The organism is Bacillus sp. SH5-2, from assembly GCF_008368905.1.
Lineage (GTDB): Bacteria > Bacillota > Bacilli > Bacillales > Bacillaceae_G > Bacillus_A > Bacillus_A luti.
Map to the genome: position 1 here is coordinate 62,560 of NZ_QOSD01000021.1, position 17,516 is coordinate 80,075.

A 17,516-nucleotide genomic window follows, 5' to 3' on the forward strand; every position below is an offset into this window, starting at 1 on the left:
ATGCGGTAAACTTATACAGATGTTCTTGTAATCTTCTTCCTTGCAAAAGGCCTATATAGTGTACAAGATAAAAAATTTGAGGAGATAATAATTATATGATGGAACAAACACAACTCGTTTCCGTTATTATCCCGCTGTATAATGCGGAAAAATACATTGAAGAGACGATGGAATCAATACTAAATCAGACATATAAAAATATTGAAATTGTAGTTGTTGATGATGGAAGTAAAGATCAATCATCTTCTCTCGTTAAAAATCTCAAGAAAAGACACCCTGAACAAATAAAATATATCTTACAAGAAAATCAAGGCGTTTCTGTTGCTCGTAATACAGGAATTGAAAACGCAAACGGAGAATATATTTCTTTTCTTGATAGTGATGATTTATGGCATCATACAAAAATAGAAAAGCAAATGGAAAGCATGCACAAAAATAATATGAATGCTTGCTATTGTGGATATATGAACTTCTACGAAGAGACTGGCGAAAAGGTTGCAAACACGACAAATTTTGTTAAAGGAAATATGACAAAAGATTTCTTAACACATCAAGTTTTCGCACAAACGAGTACTTGGATTTTCAAAAAATCTATCGTGATGGACCATGATATTCGTTTCACACCAGGATGTAGCTGGGGAGAAGACTTAGAATTTCTATTTAAATTAATGAGTGTAACAAATGTATGTTATGTCGATGAATACTTAACATATTATCGAATCCTATCAGGAGGGAACCTTTCTTCAAATTATAAAGATTATGAATTAAAGACAACGAAAGAGTTAGAAGTATTTACTCGAATGAAGAATTGGATTCACAATAAATCAGAAGACTTAATCACGAAGGATTCTACGGAGCTTATTGAAATCCTTGAAACTTATCTATTTCCGTATACAGTCATTAACAATGCTTGTATATACATTAAAGAGAACTCTAAATTAGATAAATCGAAAGTTCGATTAATTAAAAGCGATATAAAGAAATATTGCCGCAAAATCTATTCAAAAAATGGAAAGCGCAGCAAAAAATTATATGCGATGCTTTGGTTTGTACGCATTAAATTTCTGTTTTCTTAAATAAAAAATATGCTTTTAAGCATTCTTTCCGTAAACAAATTAAATTTACCAATAGGACAAGTATGTCCTGACGAATAGAAAGGTCTTTTTCCATGAAAACAAATAAAATTCTTAAAAACGCCTCCTATCTCTTTGTAGGAAATATTACTGTTCGATTTGTACTTGCTATTGCGACGATTCTCTTTGCAAGATATGTTTCACCAGATGAGTATGGGATGTTTACAGTTGCATTAGCAGTTTCCGCTGTCATTTGTTATTTTACAGATGCAGGTTTAACACATACGTTTATGCGTGAAGGAACGAGAAGTGACGCTAACATTAGCGTATTAATAAGTAGTTATTTACGTATTCGTTTAGTATTAGCTATCGTAATTTCTGTGCTCTTCGCTATTTTCGCTCAGTTCTTCTACACTGATGCTTACTTACGTGCCATGGTATATTGGGTCGTACTACCAACCATGTTTGGAGCCACTTTACAAGGTGTTGGGATGGCATATTTCCAAGTAACAGAGCGTATGCAATTTACAGCGATTATTTCTGTACTACAAGGTGTGACAGCCGCAGCCGCTCTTCTGCTAGGAATGTCATTTAAATGGTCACTTATGATGATCGCTGCCATGTACGGAATATCTAGCCTTGTAACAGGGATTATCGCCTTCTTAATGGTACTCCGCCATACAAAAGTTCATAAAGGCTGGGACAAAGGAATTTTAGATCAACTGCTTATTTTCACAATCAATGGCATTATCATTATGCTTTTACCACAGTTAGGTCCTATTATATTAGAAAAAGTTTCAACACATGAGCAAGTTGGATTCTTTGGGGCTGCCTATAAAATACCTGCCGTACTTTATCAAATACCTGGTGTAATTGCAGCAGCATTTTATCCAAAATTATTCGCTTTCGGAAATGAAAAAAATATCGTGGAACATAGAAAGCTATCTCAGTTCGAATTAAAACTTATGTCCTTTTTAGGTATGGGAATTGCTATCCCATTTATCGCCGATCCTAGCTTTTGGATTGTTACTTTATTAGGTGACGACTATGCACCAGCTGGTAATGCTCTTGCAATTTTAGCCTTTATGGTCATTTTACAATCTATCAACTATCCACTCGCTGATAACTTAACAACAATTGGACAACAGTGGAAACGTGCGACAATAATGGGAATTGGATTGGCTGTTGCCATCATAAGTTACATCATCTTAGGTAGCAAATTTGGAATGATGGGAGCTGCTGTGGCAGCTATCATTACTGAACTTACTTTATTAGTTGGATTCACTTTATTTGTCCGTAAAGGTTTCGGGCTATTATTTAAAGGAATCATATTTAATAGTCTCGCATTTATAATTAGTTACGCCCTATACCGCACAGTATTAATTCATTTGCCCCCACTAGTAGCTTTAACACTTACTGGTATATTGTACGGTCTTATCGGTCTTGCCATTGACCCACAAATACGCGGGTTACTTTTAGACTTAGTAAATAAAAAGCTCGGTAAGAACATAGCATAAAATAAAACTTAATCAGTATGGGTTTTGTCCATCTCTACTGATTATCATCCCGCAAATAGCGAGATAAAAGCGGATTTCTTTCTCATCAATTTGAGAAAGAAATCCGCTTTTTATTTACTATTATTATTCATATATATAATGGTTTCTTTTAATCCCTCATAATATGAAGTTTTAGGTAAAATGCCTATATACTTTTCATATTTCTCTCCACTTAATACAACTGGTTTTTCTGTCAAATATAGCATTTCAACATATTCTTTCATCTGCTTATCAAATAAGCCAATTAACTTTATCATACCTCTTTTTACAGTCATAACACGTTTTGTATATCCCGTTAATTCACGTATATATTGAATCATTTCTTCTCCTGTAATAACGCCACAACCTGGTATATTCCAATGTTGCCCATAAGCTTCCTCATGTAACGCTAACTCTACCATCGCTTTCGCGCCATCTGGCGTAAAAATGTACTCACGTGCAATCTTCTTATCTCCAACAAAACTAGATCCTTTATTTGCAAGTACTCCATTTAAAGTATGATGAATGAGTGTGCTTTCTGCCTGTGGACCGTAAAAATCAGGAAAATGAGCGATAAACATTTTGGCGCCACTCTGCTCTGCCATCATTCCGAGTTGTAATCGAATTTTCCCCTTCTTCGTATGTGGTTCCTTTTCAGCATCTTCTTTAACAAGCTCTTGAACTTGCCTTCCATATGCATAAATGTTATCAACGATCCCTAACTTCATATTATTTTCTTTTGTTACTTCTAATATGTTTCTTAACAATTTAGGCTGTTTCTCTTCCCAATCTGAATATGGAATATTAACAGCGTGAAATATCACATCCACCCCTTTCGCTGCGTCCATTATATCTGTCTTTACAAGTACATCCCCTGCTACTGTTTGTATATGTTCTTCTCCTTGAAATAAATTCTCCAGCTTCCCCTTATTTCTCGCAAAAGCAATCACATCAATTCCTCGATTACATAATTCCTTTGTAATCGCATATCCCATTGCTCCAGATGCTCCCAGTACTAACGCTTTTTTCATCATAATTCCCTCCTTCAATTAATTAACCACTGTTCAATTAATTACAAAAAGAAAACCACTTACATTAGAAGCGATTTCGAAATAAACTCTACATGCACTCGAGCTAATCCTTTTAACTCGTCAAATGTTTGTCCACTTCCGCAATAATGTGCCACAAACCCATGTAATGATAAAAAGACAGACCATATCGTCATTGTATCTATTTTTTTATTACATAAAGAAAAAATAACCTTTGCAAATTTTTCATAACTAACATTCGGACTGTCCGCTAAACATTCCTTTAACTCGCTATCTTTAATTAAAAACATAATTTCATAATGGCTTTGATTTTCCAAACCAAATTCTATAAAGCCAAACAAGACTTCTTTTAACTGCTCTTCTGGAGATAAACTTCTTTTGCTAATTTCATCTAACTTTTCATTTAACAATTGAAAGTCTTGTTCTACCATCGCATAAAAAAGTTCAGCTTTATTTTTAAAATGGTAGTAAATTGAACCATGGCTATACCCTAGTTCTGTCGCAATTTTACGCATTGAAGTGTGTTGATATCCTTGCTGTACAAATAAATCCCTTGCTACGTTCATAATCATTTCTCTTGTTAATTCTTGTTTGACTGCTCTTCTTGGCGACATTTTCTTATACCTCACAAAATAATTAACCACTGTTCAATTATATTATATGTTTTTTCCAAAACAATGCAATACCTTACTTTTAAAAATATCCATTTTTGAAATGATAGCATTATACGAGAGAATTTAGTATCATGATTCAAGATACTATTTCAAATTGGACGGAGGATATTATGAGCTTATTAACAGTCGAAAAACTAGGACATACATTTGGTGATCGAACACTATTTAAAGATGTATCTATGCGTTTACTAGCAGGAGAGCACGTTGGTTTAGTTGGTGCAAACGGTGTTGGTAAATCAACATTTATGAATATTATTACTGGACAACTTATCCATGATGAAGGTCGTGTAGAATGGACACCTGGTACAAATTACGGTTACTTAGATCAGCATACAATTTTAACACCTGGTCGAACAATTCGTGATGTATTAGCAGATGCATTCTTACCCTTATTTGAAAAAGAAAAAGCTTTAAATGAAGTTACAGAAAAAATGGGAACTGCTACACCGGAAGAATTAGAAGAACTTCTTGAGCAAATGGCAGAAATACAAGATGCTCTTGAAGCAGGCGGTTTCTATTTATTAGATATAAAAATTGAAGAAGCAGCGCGTGGTCTTGGAATTGATGCAATTGGATTAGATCGTGATGTTTCTGCATTGAGCGGCGGACAGCGTACAAAAGTATTACTTGCAAAATTGTTACTTGAGCAACCCGAAGTATTACTATTAGATGAGCCTACCAACTATTTAGATGTTGAACATATTCATTGGTTAACAAATTATTTAAAAGAATATCCACACGCATTCCTATTAATTTCCCATGATACGGAATTTATGAATAAATGTGTTGATATTATTTTCCATCTTGAATTCACAAAAATGACGCGTTATACAGCGACATATGAAAAATTCCTAGAGCTAGCGGAAATGAATAAAAACCAACATATAAACGCTTATGAAAAGCAACGAGAATTTATTAAAAAGCAAGAAGATTTTATTGCGAAAAATAAAGCTCGTTACTCAACGACAGGTCGTGCAAAGAGTCGTCAAAAACAACTTGATCGTATGGAACGTATCGATCGTCCTGAAACAGCTATTAAACCTGAGTTCTCATTTAAGGAAAGTCGTGCGAGTAGTCGATTCGTCTTCGAAGGAGAAAATGTAGAGATTGGATATACACATCCGCTATTACCAAAGTTAACAATGACAATTGAACGTGGTGAAAAAATTGCAATTGTTGGATGTAATGGTGTCGGTAAGTCAACACTATTAAAGACGATTTTAGGTAAGATTAAACCATTAAGCGGAAAAACAAGTCTTGGTGATTTCTTAAACCCATCATACTTCGAGCAAGAAGTGAAGGCTGATAATATTACGCCAATTGATGATGTTTGGAATACATTCCCTAGCTTAGACCAACATCAAGTTCGTGCAATGCTAGCGAAATGTGGTTTAAAAAACGAACATATCTCCCGTCCACTGAACCAATTAAGTGGTGGCGAACAAGCAAAAGTTCGCTTATGTAAACTAATGGGTGAAGAAAGTAACTGGTTACTCTTTGATGAGCCAACAAACCACCTTGATGTTACAGCAAAGGAAGAATTACAAAAAGCAATGAAAGCATATAAAGGAACAATCCTCCTTGTATGTCACGAACCAGAATTTTATAAAGATTGGGTAACTAAAGTTTGGGATGTAGAAACGTGGGCCCAAGAAAATTCTTAATCACCTGAAATCATCCCTTTACACCATCACTTAGTGTGTAAAGGGATTTACCTTTGAAATAGCAATAAAATTCAATAAGGAGTTTTTAATTATAATGCAAAGTTCATTTTTTCTAAAACTCAATACATTTTGTGTGAAGTCCTTGTTAGTGCTATGTCTCATTATTTCTGCAGCTATTACATGGCAATCAGTATACGTAGTTAGAGAACAAGCTAACACTCGTTTACTTATTATAGTCCCAATTATTATTCTAATAGGGCTTCTATTTTTATTAATCGGCTATATTTCCAACAAATATATGTCAAAACTAACATTTACTATTTCGCTTATCGTTTTAGCTTTCTCTATTCGATTAATCTGGGTCCTCAATGTACAAACTCCTGTCGAATCAGATTTTGCCATGATGTACAATGGTGCTGTGCAAGCAACTAAAGGAGATTTTAGTTTTGCCCAAAGCACGTATTATACTTCGTGGGTTTACCAACTTGGATTTACAATGTACCAAGCTTTAATTATTAATTTCTTTGGTGAAGGAACCTTCCTCCTAAAGTTCTTAAATGTATTATATTGCACGGGAACAACATTCCTCGTTTACAAAATAACTTCTCATATATTTAATGAGTGGTCTGGACGTATGGCTGGTTTACTATATGCAATATATATCCCAAGTATCGTATTGAGCTCAGTCCTAACAAATCAACATCTTGCGACCTTCTTATTTTATCTTGGGTTTTATTTATTAATTACAAAAGGCTTAAGCCATAAATATATGTGGATTTTCATAGGAATTTCGCTTTCTTTAGGCGATATCATGCGCCCGCTTGGAGCTATCATCCTAATTGCAGTGACCATTTATGTCTTTTTACAAGGTATATTAGGAAAATCAAAACAAGATATTTTCAATTCCATTAAAAAACTTTGTGGAATTTTCTTTGTATTTTACCTTGTACATTACATTATAAGTTATTCATTTATATCTGCTGGAATTACACAATACCCACTATCTAATCGTGATCCTCTCTGGAAATTTACAGTAGGGTTTAATCACGAAACAAAAGGGGGATATTCTGCAGCAGATGCAGAATATATTATGTCCTTTGAAATCGGTGAAGAACGCAAAGCCGCTGAAAAAAAACTGATTCAAGAGCGACTAGCTGATCCACAAAAGGTTTTATCTTTATTTGGTGATAAGTTCACGCTCATGTGGGCAGATTACGACTCCGCCCCATTATGGAGTTTACTGACACTAGGGGACACAGACAGTGATATGATTGCTTTAAAGGACAGTCTTACGAAATATGAAAAGTATATGTATATTACAGCTATGCTCCTGAGCACAGTAGCACTTCTTTATCTCATATTGACTAAGCAAAATAATACGCATTATACACTATTTTTATTATTGATAATTGGTTACATAACTGTTCATTTCTTAATCGAATACCAAACAAGATATCGATACTTCATCATTCCTAGCTTTACGATTATTCAAAGCTACGGTCTATATTTATGCTATCAATTTATATCGAACAGAAAAACCTCAAAAATATAAAATACAATGATGATTTAATGATCACAACGAAATAAAAAGGCATGAGCCCGGTGCAATACCGAAATCATGCCTTTTTATTTATATCTATATTCTCTTTTTTATTATAAGCATAATTTATACAAAAGGCAGACAAAATCACCATAGATACTGTAGCCGCATAATGATATCTTGACGCCACTTCTACTAATAACTGCGCCATTGTTAACCCTATTGTAAATAAACAAATCATAAATAGGATAGATTTATCTTTATTTTTTATCATTATTAACACACCTAATATTGAAGTCACAATTAAGAAGTAATAAAAAATATTAGATGCCACGGTGTATCTTACTACATTGTCTAGCGCAGGCTCGGCGTAAGAAACTGCTGCACTATCTTCACTTAAAAAGACGAAGAATTTATCCGAAAATAATTTCACAAAATCGATATTATCATTTTGTATTCTATTTTTCGCCTCTTCTATCATTTTTTGTTGAGCATCATTAGCAGTCCACCCTGGTTTATTACTGTACTCAAACAATAATTCTGCATCTGGCATGTTCCATTTTCCGGCGTTTTCTTGGTTAAATCCTACATAAATATTATAGCCTGGTGTTGATGCTATCTCTTCACCTAAACGTAATGTTATATACTGATTAATCGCCGAAGAAAAAATAATATATCCAGCAACGATAGCTCCTATATATATTACCTTGTTTAATAATATTTTTTTATTTCCTATGTGCTTCGTGTTAATAATAAATAACCATACGACTAAAGCAATAATTGGAACAGCTGCAATTGGTCGTACCATATTCATTAATGCAAATAGTGCTGCTAATAAAATCGAATAAACAAGTAATTTTTTTATGTTTATATTATGAATCTTCTCATGAACAATTATCATAACTGTCCAAATCAATAGCAGTATTGTACAATACAATGGCTCTGACAGTGCAAACATGTTATAAATCGTTTGTGAAGGCAATGCTATCCATAAAATACTTGCTGTTATTGCTGTTCTAACTCCACCAATTTTTCTAGATATAATATATATTAATCCCATTGATATGGTAGTTAAAACAACATTTACAATAGGAGCTACCATATAACTTTCTCCAAATATTTTTAAGAAAATACTTAAAAATGAGGCGTAACCAAAAATATGTGGAAATAACGCTATGTAATTATTATCAATAACAAATTCTTTACTTAATGCTACTGCAGTATAATAAAAGGTAGCGTAATCAACCAACGGCTGAATTTCGTATGTAAGAACCCATGTTAATTTAACTGCTAAGCAAATAATTACTAACACAAAAAAACATTTTTTCTCGTTGAATTTCTCTAGATATAAAGAACCTTTTCTAAGGATATAGGACCCAATTGTACATAAAAGTACGACCCCCGTTACTATCATTGTGTAATTGTATTTTTGCGTATCCGAAAAATAATTAAAAATTAATATCGAGGCAAAAAAGACATATAACATGTACACTGCACGTGTAGAGAGGGTCGATAACCCTTTTAAAAATAATTTCAATACTATCTACTCCTTTAAACATTGGTACAAAAACACCGGTATATACTGTATAAAGCTGGAGCACTTTATAACTAATCAATTATACATGAAAACCAAAAACATTCTTATTTTCACTATAATCTATATACGGATTCAAGCAATCCTCAACACTAACCGATAAACCGTATCACACACCACTATACATGAATCATGATAATATTTCTATTTTCACGATGGCATTAAACATTGTATGAATAGACACACCATGTTTAATTTTAGAAAGTACAAGCATCTATATAACTAATCTGTCCAATTAAATGTCACGCAAGTTTAAATTCACACAAGATTTAAGCTACTCAATTTCATTAACGTTTCAGCACAAAATATGCTATAATAAGTATTTGTTATGTAAGAATAGCCTTTCTACATTTCTTATTTTATTTATATATTTTATAAAGAAGAGGATACTATTATGGAGAAACTCTTAAAGTTCGGTTTAGTAGGAATCTTTAATACACTCATTACAATTATTAGCTTTTGGATATTATTAAAATTCGGAATGAACTACCTTATTGCGAATACCATTGCCTATTTAATTGGTGTTGCCAATAGCTACTATTGGAATAAAAATTGGGTGTTTAAACCTAATAATAAAAGCTCGTCAATGTTCTTTAAATTTCTAACTGTAAATTTAATTGTATTGGCTTTTAATACATTATGTTTATTTATATTAGTAGATAAACTTACCTTTAATGCATTAATTGCACAGATTTTCGCAATTGGTGTCGGAATGGTTATAAATTTTGTCCTTAATAAAATTTGGACATTCAACCAAGATGAAAAGGCTACTAATTAAATTTGAACGACTTATTAAAAATACGGAGGATACAACATGCAAAAATTAATTTCGGTTGTAGTTCCTATGTACTTCGAGGAAGAAGTAGCACAGGAATGTTATAATCGTTTAAAGTCCGTTATGCTTCAAAATGATATTAATTACGAATTTGTCTTTGTAAACGACGGTAGTACAGACCGTACAATGGAAATTTTATCTGAGATTGCAGCAAATGATTACCGTACAAAAATCGTTAATTTCGCACGTAACTTTGGACACCAAGTAGCCGTTACAGCTGGTATTGCTGCTGCAAAAGGTGATGCTATTGTAATTATAGATGCAGACTTACAAGATCCACCAGAAGTGATTCCTGAACTTATTGCAAAATGGGAAGAAGGATATGAAGTTGTTTATGCAAAACGTAAACAACGTAAAGGTGAAACTTGGTTTAAACTTTTAACAGCTAAATATTTCTATAAATTCTTAAACTACATGTCTGATATCGATATCCCAAAAGACACTGGTGATTTCCGAATCATCGATCGCAAAATAGCTGATGTTTTCAATCAAATGACGGAGCGAAATCGCTTCATCCGCGGTATGATGTCTTGGGTTGGCTTCCGCCAAACATATGTTGAATATGAGCGTGATGAGCGCTTTGCTGGCGAAACAAAATATCCATTAAAGAAAATGATTAAATTTGCATCAGATGGCATTATTGCATTTTCGACAAAGCCGTTACGCATCGTTATGTCATTAGGCTTATTATCAGTTCTCATTTCCATAATCGTATTGCTATATACAATTACTGTGAAAATCATCGGTGATGGTACTCAAACAGGTTGGGCATCCATTATGGTCGCTATTACATTCTTTAGCGGTATTCAGTTACTTGGTCTTGGAATCGTCGGTCAGTATATCGCTCGTATTTATGACGAAAGTAAAAACCGTCCGATTTATATTGTGAAAGAAACAATTAACATTGAAGAAGAAGAGACAGCGCAGAAAAAAGAAACAGTGAATGTATAATAAAAAAGGTAACAATGAAAACAATCATTGTTACCTTTTTATATTGTAATATCCCATAAGCCGCAAGCGAAATTCTTTTAAATTTGGATATATATCTAAATTAGACAGCATCCCCTGAATAACTGGAATCCTTGGATTTTGCAATCTCATTTCCGCCTCCAAAACATCTAGCGTAACAAGTAATCCATCATCTTCTAATTGATCAGCTAATGTACGTTTAAACACAATAATTTCTTTTAAAAAATGTTCCTTAACCTGCTCCTTAATAAGCTCTGATTTACAAAGAAATTCTCCAAGCCTTTCTTCATGTAATACGGGTTCTTCTGAAGATTCTACCAATCCATCTACTAAATGATCCACTCTTTTCAAAATAAAAGCAGAGACATAAGATAAGTCTATTTCTGGTGCTTGTAAAATAATTAGTTCTAAATATCCACGGCATATACCTTCTACCATAATGACTAAATCTAATACATATGGCATAACCTTATCACCATAAATAGACAGTAAACTATTCCGATAGAATGCGTGAGACTCTAACTTCATTCGCATCATAAATTCTTCTACTTCTTTATTAAAAGGAATAGCATTTTCCCTTGCATGCATAATAATGAATTCCTTATGCTTCTGTATATCATTAAACTGGCAATGCAATTGTTTTGCAAATTTTTCACGTGGCAATAACGGCTCTTTTTCAATATCCATCATTTTGTTTTGAATCTTGTCATAGTAATATCGAAGTGTCGCTAATAAAAGTTCCTCTTTCGATTTAAAGTATAAATAAAAGGCTCCCTTAGATATGCCACAAGCTGTCACAATTTCCTGCACTGATGTCGCATTTACACCCTTAGTCGCAAATAACTTCATAGCCATCTCTATAATTAAGCGCTCTTTTTCTTTCATATCCTGTCTCTCCTAAATTTAATCTCGCATCTTAAATAAATAATACATCTCACTATTTACAGATCGTAAATTCCCACTGATTAAAGTTTCACTTTATTATACCATCCCTTTTCATTGACGTCTGACCAATCAGTCAGTTATATTATGTATTAGACTGACCAGTTGGTCAATATAATACAAAGGGAGCGCAAACATGAACAAAATTATTAATTTTTCGTTAAAAAATAAGTTCGCAGTTTGGCTACTAACCATTATCGTTACCATTGCAGGTATTTATTCTGGGCTGAATATGAAGCTGGAAACAATTCCTGATATTACAACACCTGTTGTAACAGTAACCACGGTTTATCCTGGTGCTACACCAGAAGAAGTAGCTGATAAAGTTTCAAAACCGATGGAAGAGCAACTGCAAAATTTAAGTGGTGTAAACGTTGTTAGTTCATCATCTTTTCAAAATGCATCTTCTATTCAGGTAGAATATGATTTTGATAAAAATATGGAAAAGGCTGAAACAGAAATAAAAGAAGCTCTCGCAAATGTGAAACTGCCAGAAGGCGTAAAGGACCCGAAAGTTTCACGTGTAAACTTCAATGCCTTTCCTGTTATTTCATTAAGCGTAGCCAGTAAAAATGAATCTTTAGCTACCTTAACTGAAAATGTAGAAAAAAATGTTGTTCCAGGATTAAAAGGACTTGATGGGGTCGCATCTGTTCAAATTTCAGGTCAACAAGTAGATGAAGTACAACTTGTCTTCAAAAAAGATAAGATGAAAGAATTAGGTTTAAGTGAAGATACTGTAAAAAATATAATTAAAGGATCGGATATATCTTTACCACTTGGCTTATATACATTTAAAGACACAGAAAAATCAGTTGTTGTAGATGGGAATATTACAACAATTAAAGCATTAAAAGAATTAAAAATCCCTGCTGTTCCTTCATCAGCAAGTGGTCAAGGTAGTCAAAATGCTGGAGCTGGTACACAAGTGCCGCAAATGAATCCAGCGGCTATGAACGGGATTCCGACAGTTACATTAGACGAAATTGCTGACATTAAAGAAGTCGGAAAAGCGGAATCTATTTCTCGAACAAATGGAAAAGAAGCAATTGGAATTCAAATTGTAAAAGCTGCTGATGCGAACACAGTTGATGTTGTAAATGCAGTTAAAGATGAAGTAAAAGAACTTGAGAAAAAATATAAAGACTTAGAGATTATTTCAACATTCGACCAAGGTGCACCTATTGAGAAATCAGTAGAAACAATGCTAAGTAAAGCCATTTTTGGTGCTATCTTTGCGATTGTTATTATTATGTTGTTCCTACGAAATATCCGAACAACATTAATCTCTGTCGTTTCCATACCACTTTCTTTATTAATTGCTGTATTAGTCATAAAGCAAATGGATATTACGCTTAACATTATGACGCTCGGAGCAATGACGGTCGCTATCGGGCGCGTTGTGGATGACTCCATTGTTGTTATTGAAAATATTTACCGACGTATGTCGTTATCAGAAGAGAAGTTGCGCGGAAAAGATTTAATTCGTGAAGCTACGAAAGAAATGTTTATCCCGATTATGTCTTCTACCATTGTAACAATTGCTGTATTTTTACCGCTTGGACTAGTAAAAGGTATGATTGGTGAAATGTTCTTACCATTCGCCTTAACTATCGTCTTCGCTTTATTAGCATCATTACTAGTAGCAGTTACAATCGTACCGATGCTAGCTCACTCTTTATTTAAAAAAGAGAGCATGAGGGAAAAAGAAGTACATCATGAAGAAAAACCAAGTAAATTAGCAAATATTTATAAACGCATACTTGCATGGGCTTTAAATCACAAAATTATTACATCAAGTATTGCTGTCCTTCTCTTAGTTGGTAGCCTTGCACTTGTTCCAGTTATCGGTGTAAGTTTCTTACCATCTGAAGAAGAAAAAATGATCATTGCAACGTACAACCCTGAACCAGGTCAAACGTTAGAAGACGTTGAAAAAATCGCAACGAAAGCTGAGAAGCACTTCCAAGATAATAAGGACGTCAGAACAATTCAATTCTCATTAGGTGGCGAAAACCCAATGAGTCCTGGTCAATCAAACCAAGCAATGTTCTTCGTACAATATGATAACGACACGAAAAATTTCGAAAAAGAGAAAGAACAAGTCGTTAAAGATTTACAGAAGATGTCTGGAAAAGGCGAATGGAAAAACCAAGACTTCGGAGCAAGTGGTGGTAGTAATGAAATAAAACTATACGTTTACGGAGATAGCTCGGAAGACATTAAGCCTGTCGTAAAAGATATTCAAAATATCATGAAGAAAAATAAAGACTTAAAGGATATAGACTCTAGTATTGCAAAAACATATGCAGAGTACACTTTAGTCGCAGATCAAGAAAAACTAAGCAAAATGGGTCTAACGGCTGCACAAATCGGAATGGGACTTTCTAATCAACATGATCGCCCTGTTCTGACAACAATTAAAAAAGACGGTAAAGATGTCAATGTATATGTAGAAGCCGAAAAGCAAAATTATGAAACAATCGATGACTTAACAAATCGTAAAATTACAACGCCACTTGGTAATGAAGTGGCTGTGAAAGATGTGATGACTGTAAAAGAAGGGGAAACTTCGAATACAGTGAAACACCGCGATGGCCGTGTTTATGCGGAAGTAAGTGCAAAACTAACATCTGATGACGTTTCAAAAGCATCTGCCGCGGTTCAAAAAGAAGTAGATAAAATGGATCTTCCTTCCGGCGTAGATGTTTCTATGGGCGGTGTTACAAAAGATATTGAAGAATCATTCAAGCAACTTGGCTTAGCGATGTTAGCTGCGATTGCCATTGTATACTTCGTTCTTGTCGTTACATTTGGCGGTGCCCTTGCACCATTCGCAATTTTATTCTCGCTACCATTCACAATCATTGGAGCTCTTGTTGCCTTATTAATCTCTGGTGAAACGTTAAGTGTCTCCGCAATGATCGGTGCCCTTATGTTAATCGGTATCGTTGTAACAAACGCAATCGTGCTTATCGACCGTGTTATTCATAAAGAAAATGAAGGTCTATCAACACGTGAAGCTTTATTAGAAGCTGGTGCAACACGCCTTCGCCCAATTTTAATGACTGCAATTGCAACAATCGGTGCTCTTATCCCGCTTGCATTAGGATTTGAAGGTAGTGGCTTAATTTCTAAAGGACTTGGTGTAACAGTAATTGGTGGATTAACAAGTTCAACATTATTAACACTCCTTATTGTTCCAATCGTTTATGAAGTGTTAAGCAAGTTCAAAAAGAAAAAAGTAAAATAACAAAAAAATAACCTCGCTAACTGCGAGGTTATTTTTTATTCCCAAACAAGATTAAGAAATCACCGTATCCTTCTTTCTCTAACTTCCCTTTTGGGATAAATCGAAGGGCTGCTGAATTAATGCAATAACGAAGACCATTTGGTCCTGGACCATCTGGAAATACATGCCCAAGATGGGAATCTCCTTCTTTACTTCTCACTTCCGTACGAGTCATATTATGACTTACATCCATTTTTTCTTTCAAACTTGCTGCCATAACTGGCTTTGTAAAACTAGGCCATCCACATCCACTATCGAATTTATCTATAGAAGTAAACAACGGTTCACCTGAAACGATGTCTACATAAAGGCCTTCCTCTTGATGGTTCCAATACTCATTTCGAAATGGTGGTTCGGTACCATTCTCTTGTGTTACATAAAACTGCATCTCGTTGAGTCTTTCTTTTAAATGAGCATTATCCTTTGGCCAATGTTGCTTAATAAACGCATCTCGCCCCGACCCTTTACGATATAACTCATAGCGGAATGTATTTTTCTTATGATATCCTTGATGATATTCTTCAGCTGGATAAAACGTAGCAGCTGGCAAGATTCTCGTCGCAATCGGCTTTGAAAAACGCCCACTCTTCTCGAGCTCTTCTTTTGATGCTTCTGCTTTTCTATGCTGTTCTTCATCGTGATAAAAAATCACTGTTTCATAAGACTGCCCGCGATCGTGGAATTGCCCTCCAATATCAGTCGGATCAATTTGTCTCCAATATATATTTAATAACTCTTCATACGGCATTTTATTTGCATCAAATGTAATTTGTACTGCCTCGTAATGTCCCGTCGTTTCTGAACATACTTCTTTATATGTTGGATTTTCTTTATGACCACCTGTATAGCCAGAAACAACCTTTATAATTCCTTCCATCTCTTCAAATGGCGAAACCATACACCAGAAGCACCCTCCAGCAAATGTAGCTAACTCTACCTTTTCATTTACAGCCATTATTTCACCCCTATTCTATATTCTTCTTACAGTATGGCATAAGAAACATCATGTTATAAAAGAAAAAGCATCGAACATCGATGCTTTTTCTTTTCTTCACTTTATTTTTTCCCAACTTCCTTCTCCATTTCATCACTTGTCACATCTAAGACATCTAATAAGAAAATGAAGATTGGAATACCGATAATTAATCCCCATACACCTAAGAAGTGTTCTGAGAAGATTAATACCATAAACGTATAGAAAATCGGTAAGTTTGTTTTTTTCGACATAAACTTCGGATTCAACACGTAACTTTCAAGCGCATGAATGACTGTTACGATAATTAAAATATAAACAACATACATAATGCCGCCGATATTGTAAGCAATCATACAAAGCGGGAATAATGAAATGATAACCCCAGCTACTGGAATTAAACCAAGTAAGAAGATCATTAACGCTAAGCCTAATAACTGCGGGAAGCCTAATATCCATAATGCAATAACAGATAACACACAATTCACAACCGCAATTAAAAACTGCGCTTCAATTACCTTTCCAAATGAACGTGCAAATTTCTTACCGAAGTATTCAATTTCAGTATAGAAAATTGCAAGTCTGCTTTCTTTAAATTTTGCAGTAAAAGCAACGATACGAGCCTTTTCCAGTAAGAAAAACAAACTTAAAATTAAAGAAAGTAAAACTTGAAGGCCAAATTTCCCAACATTCGTAATAGATTTATACAAAATGTCTACGCCTTGTCCTATATATTTAGAAAGTTCCATATGATTGACAGCATTAACTGCATACTTAATTAATTCACTATCCGGTGGGTTTCTTAAAAATACGTTAAATTGATAAATCAATTGTGAAATTTGTATCGTTAATACTGGTAAATATTTAAATAGTGTAATAGCAATTCCACCAATTAGCATTACATATAGAAATGCTATAATAAGTTTTCGATTAATGGGCATAAAGTGATCTAATTTGCGGGAAATAAACTTTTGGAATCGATCCATTAAATACGTAAGAATAAACGTAATTAATATTAAATTCAACATACTTTGCAGCCCGTATAATACAAGAGCAAGTATTACTAATACGAGTAACCTCTGAAATCCTTTGCTTTGAAACAGGTTTTTTATTTGCATAATCGACGAGTACTCTCTCCTGTCCTATAAAGTAAAACGTTAATAAGTAGATGTATCTCTCTTTTCTACCTTTAATTATTCATTCATATTAAAATTCTTATAAGCTTAGTATACGTATCACTTACCAGACCATATAATAGCTTACTTCTTATTTTACAATACAATGACCTAATTCAACACGTATTATCCAGAGTATTAATGAAGATTTAAGGAAACTTGTATTCTAATAGGTCTTACCACTACTGTAACATAAAAAGC

13 protein-coding genes and 1 pseudogene are annotated in these 17,516 nt (G+C 34.0%); 7 read left to right on the plus strand and 7 right to left on the minus strand.

Translation table 11 applies throughout. From position 1 onward, the window contains the following. Positions 1-95: 95 nt before the first annotated feature. Both DN410_RS19090 and DN410_RS19095 read left to right on the plus strand, forming a co-directional pair. Positions 96-1,076: a glycosyltransferase family 2 protein gene (locus DN410_RS19090; protein WP_149177643.1), complete on the plus strand. Its 981-nt coding sequence runs from the start codon at positions 96-98 to the stop codon at positions 1,074-1,076. A 92-nt stretch (positions 1,077-1,168) separates the two neighbouring features. Beyond that, positions 1,169-2,590 carry a flippase gene (locus DN410_RS19095; RefSeq protein ID WP_149177644.1) on the plus strand — a complete coding sequence of 474 codons (1,422 nt, stop codon included), beginning with the start codon at positions 1,169-1,171 and terminating at the stop codon, positions 2,588-2,590. Positions 2,591-2,700: 110 nt separating this feature from the next. On the opposite strand, the gene DN410_RS19100 is transcribed toward DN410_RS19095, so the two are convergent. Then, positions 2,701-3,639: an SDR family NAD(P)-dependent oxidoreductase gene (locus DN410_RS19100; protein WP_149177645.1), complete on the minus strand. Its 939-nt coding sequence runs from the start codon at positions 3,637-3,639 to the stop codon at positions 2,701-2,703. Positions 3,640-3,698: 59 nt separating this feature from the next. Next, positions 3,699-4,271 carry a TetR/AcrR family transcriptional regulator gene (locus tag DN410_RS19105; protein ID WP_149177646.1) on the minus strand — a complete coding sequence of 191 codons (573 nt, stop codon included), beginning with the start codon at positions 4,269-4,271 and terminating at the stop codon, positions 3,699-3,701. Between the two features lie 131 nt (positions 4,272-4,402). Here DN410_RS19105 and DN410_RS19110 point away from each other — a divergent pair, with 131 nt between their 5' ends. Together DN410_RS19110 and DN410_RS19115 are read left to right on the plus strand one after the other, a co-directional pair. Next, on the plus strand, positions 4,403-5,995 hold the full coding sequence (locus tag DN410_RS19110; RefSeq protein WP_149177647.1) for an ABC-F family ATP-binding cassette domain-containing protein: 1,593 nt from the start codon (positions 4,403-4,405) through the stop codon (positions 5,993-5,995). 94 nt (positions 5,996-6,089) lie between these two features. Then, positions 6,090-7,547 (plus strand): glycosyltransferase family 39 protein, encoded by a 1,458-nt coding sequence (locus DN410_RS19115; protein ID WP_149177648.1) that lies wholly within the window; start codon positions 6,090-6,092, stop codon positions 7,545-7,547. Positions 7,548-7,611: 64 nt separating this feature from the next. Here the strand turns inward: DN410_RS19115 and DN410_RS19120 are convergent, their stop codons facing one another. Continuing rightward, positions 7,612-9,072 (minus strand): ArnT family glycosyltransferase, encoded by a 1,461-nt coding sequence (locus tag DN410_RS19120; RefSeq protein ID WP_149177649.1) that lies wholly within the window; start codon positions 9,070-9,072, stop codon positions 7,612-7,614. Positions 9,073-9,523: 451 nt separating this feature from the next. Between DN410_RS19120 and DN410_RS19125 the strand changes: the two genes are divergently transcribed. After that, positions 9,524-9,907, plus strand: coding sequence for a GtrA family protein (locus DN410_RS19125; RefSeq protein WP_149177650.1), 384 nt, complete (start codon positions 9,524-9,526; stop codon positions 9,905-9,907). 36 nt (positions 9,908-9,943) lie between these two features. Further along, positions 9,944-10,915 (plus strand): glycosyltransferase family 2 protein, encoded by a 972-nt coding sequence (locus DN410_RS19130; protein ID WP_149177651.1) that lies wholly within the window; start codon positions 9,944-9,946, stop codon positions 10,913-10,915. 30 nt (positions 10,916-10,945) lie between these two features. Here DN410_RS19130 and DN410_RS19135 read toward each other — a convergent pair whose 3' ends face one another. Beyond that, positions 10,946-11,818, minus strand: a complete 873-nt coding sequence (locus tag DN410_RS19135; RefSeq protein ID WP_149177652.1) for a TetR/AcrR family transcriptional regulator — start codon at positions 11,816-11,818, stop codon at positions 10,946-10,948. A 193-nt stretch (positions 11,819-12,011) separates the two neighbouring features. Here DN410_RS19135 and DN410_RS19140 point away from each other — a divergent pair, with 193 nt between their 5' ends. Further along, the gene (locus DN410_RS19140; protein ID WP_149177653.1) at positions 12,012-15,128 is read left to right on the plus strand and encodes an efflux RND transporter permease subunit; all 3,117 of its coding nucleotides are present in this window, start codon (positions 12,012-12,014) and stop codon (positions 15,126-15,128) included. Positions 15,129-15,156: 28 nt separating this feature from the next. On the opposite strand, the gene msrB is transcribed toward DN410_RS19140, so the two are convergent. The 3 genes and pseudogenes from msrB to DN410_RS19150 form a co-directional block, all read right to left on the minus strand. Further along, positions 15,157-15,609, minus strand: coding sequence for a peptide-methionine (R)-S-oxide reductase MsrB (gene msrB / locus DN410_RS28805; protein WP_370456824.1), 453 nt, complete (start codon positions 15,607-15,609; stop codon positions 15,157-15,159). A gap of 45 nt (positions 15,610-15,654) precedes the next feature. After that, positions 15,655-16,122: pseudogene (gene msrA, locus DN410_RS28810) on the minus strand (peptide-methionine (S)-S-oxide reductase MsrA); the annotation flags it as partial. A 101-nt stretch (positions 16,123-16,223) separates the two neighbouring features. After that, the gene (locus DN410_RS19150) at positions 16,224-17,258 is read right to left on the minus strand and encodes an AI-2E family transporter (RefSeq protein WP_149177655.1); all 1,035 of its coding nucleotides are present in this window, start codon (positions 17,256-17,258) and stop codon (positions 16,224-16,226) included. Positions 17,259-17,516 lie beyond the last annotated feature (258 nt).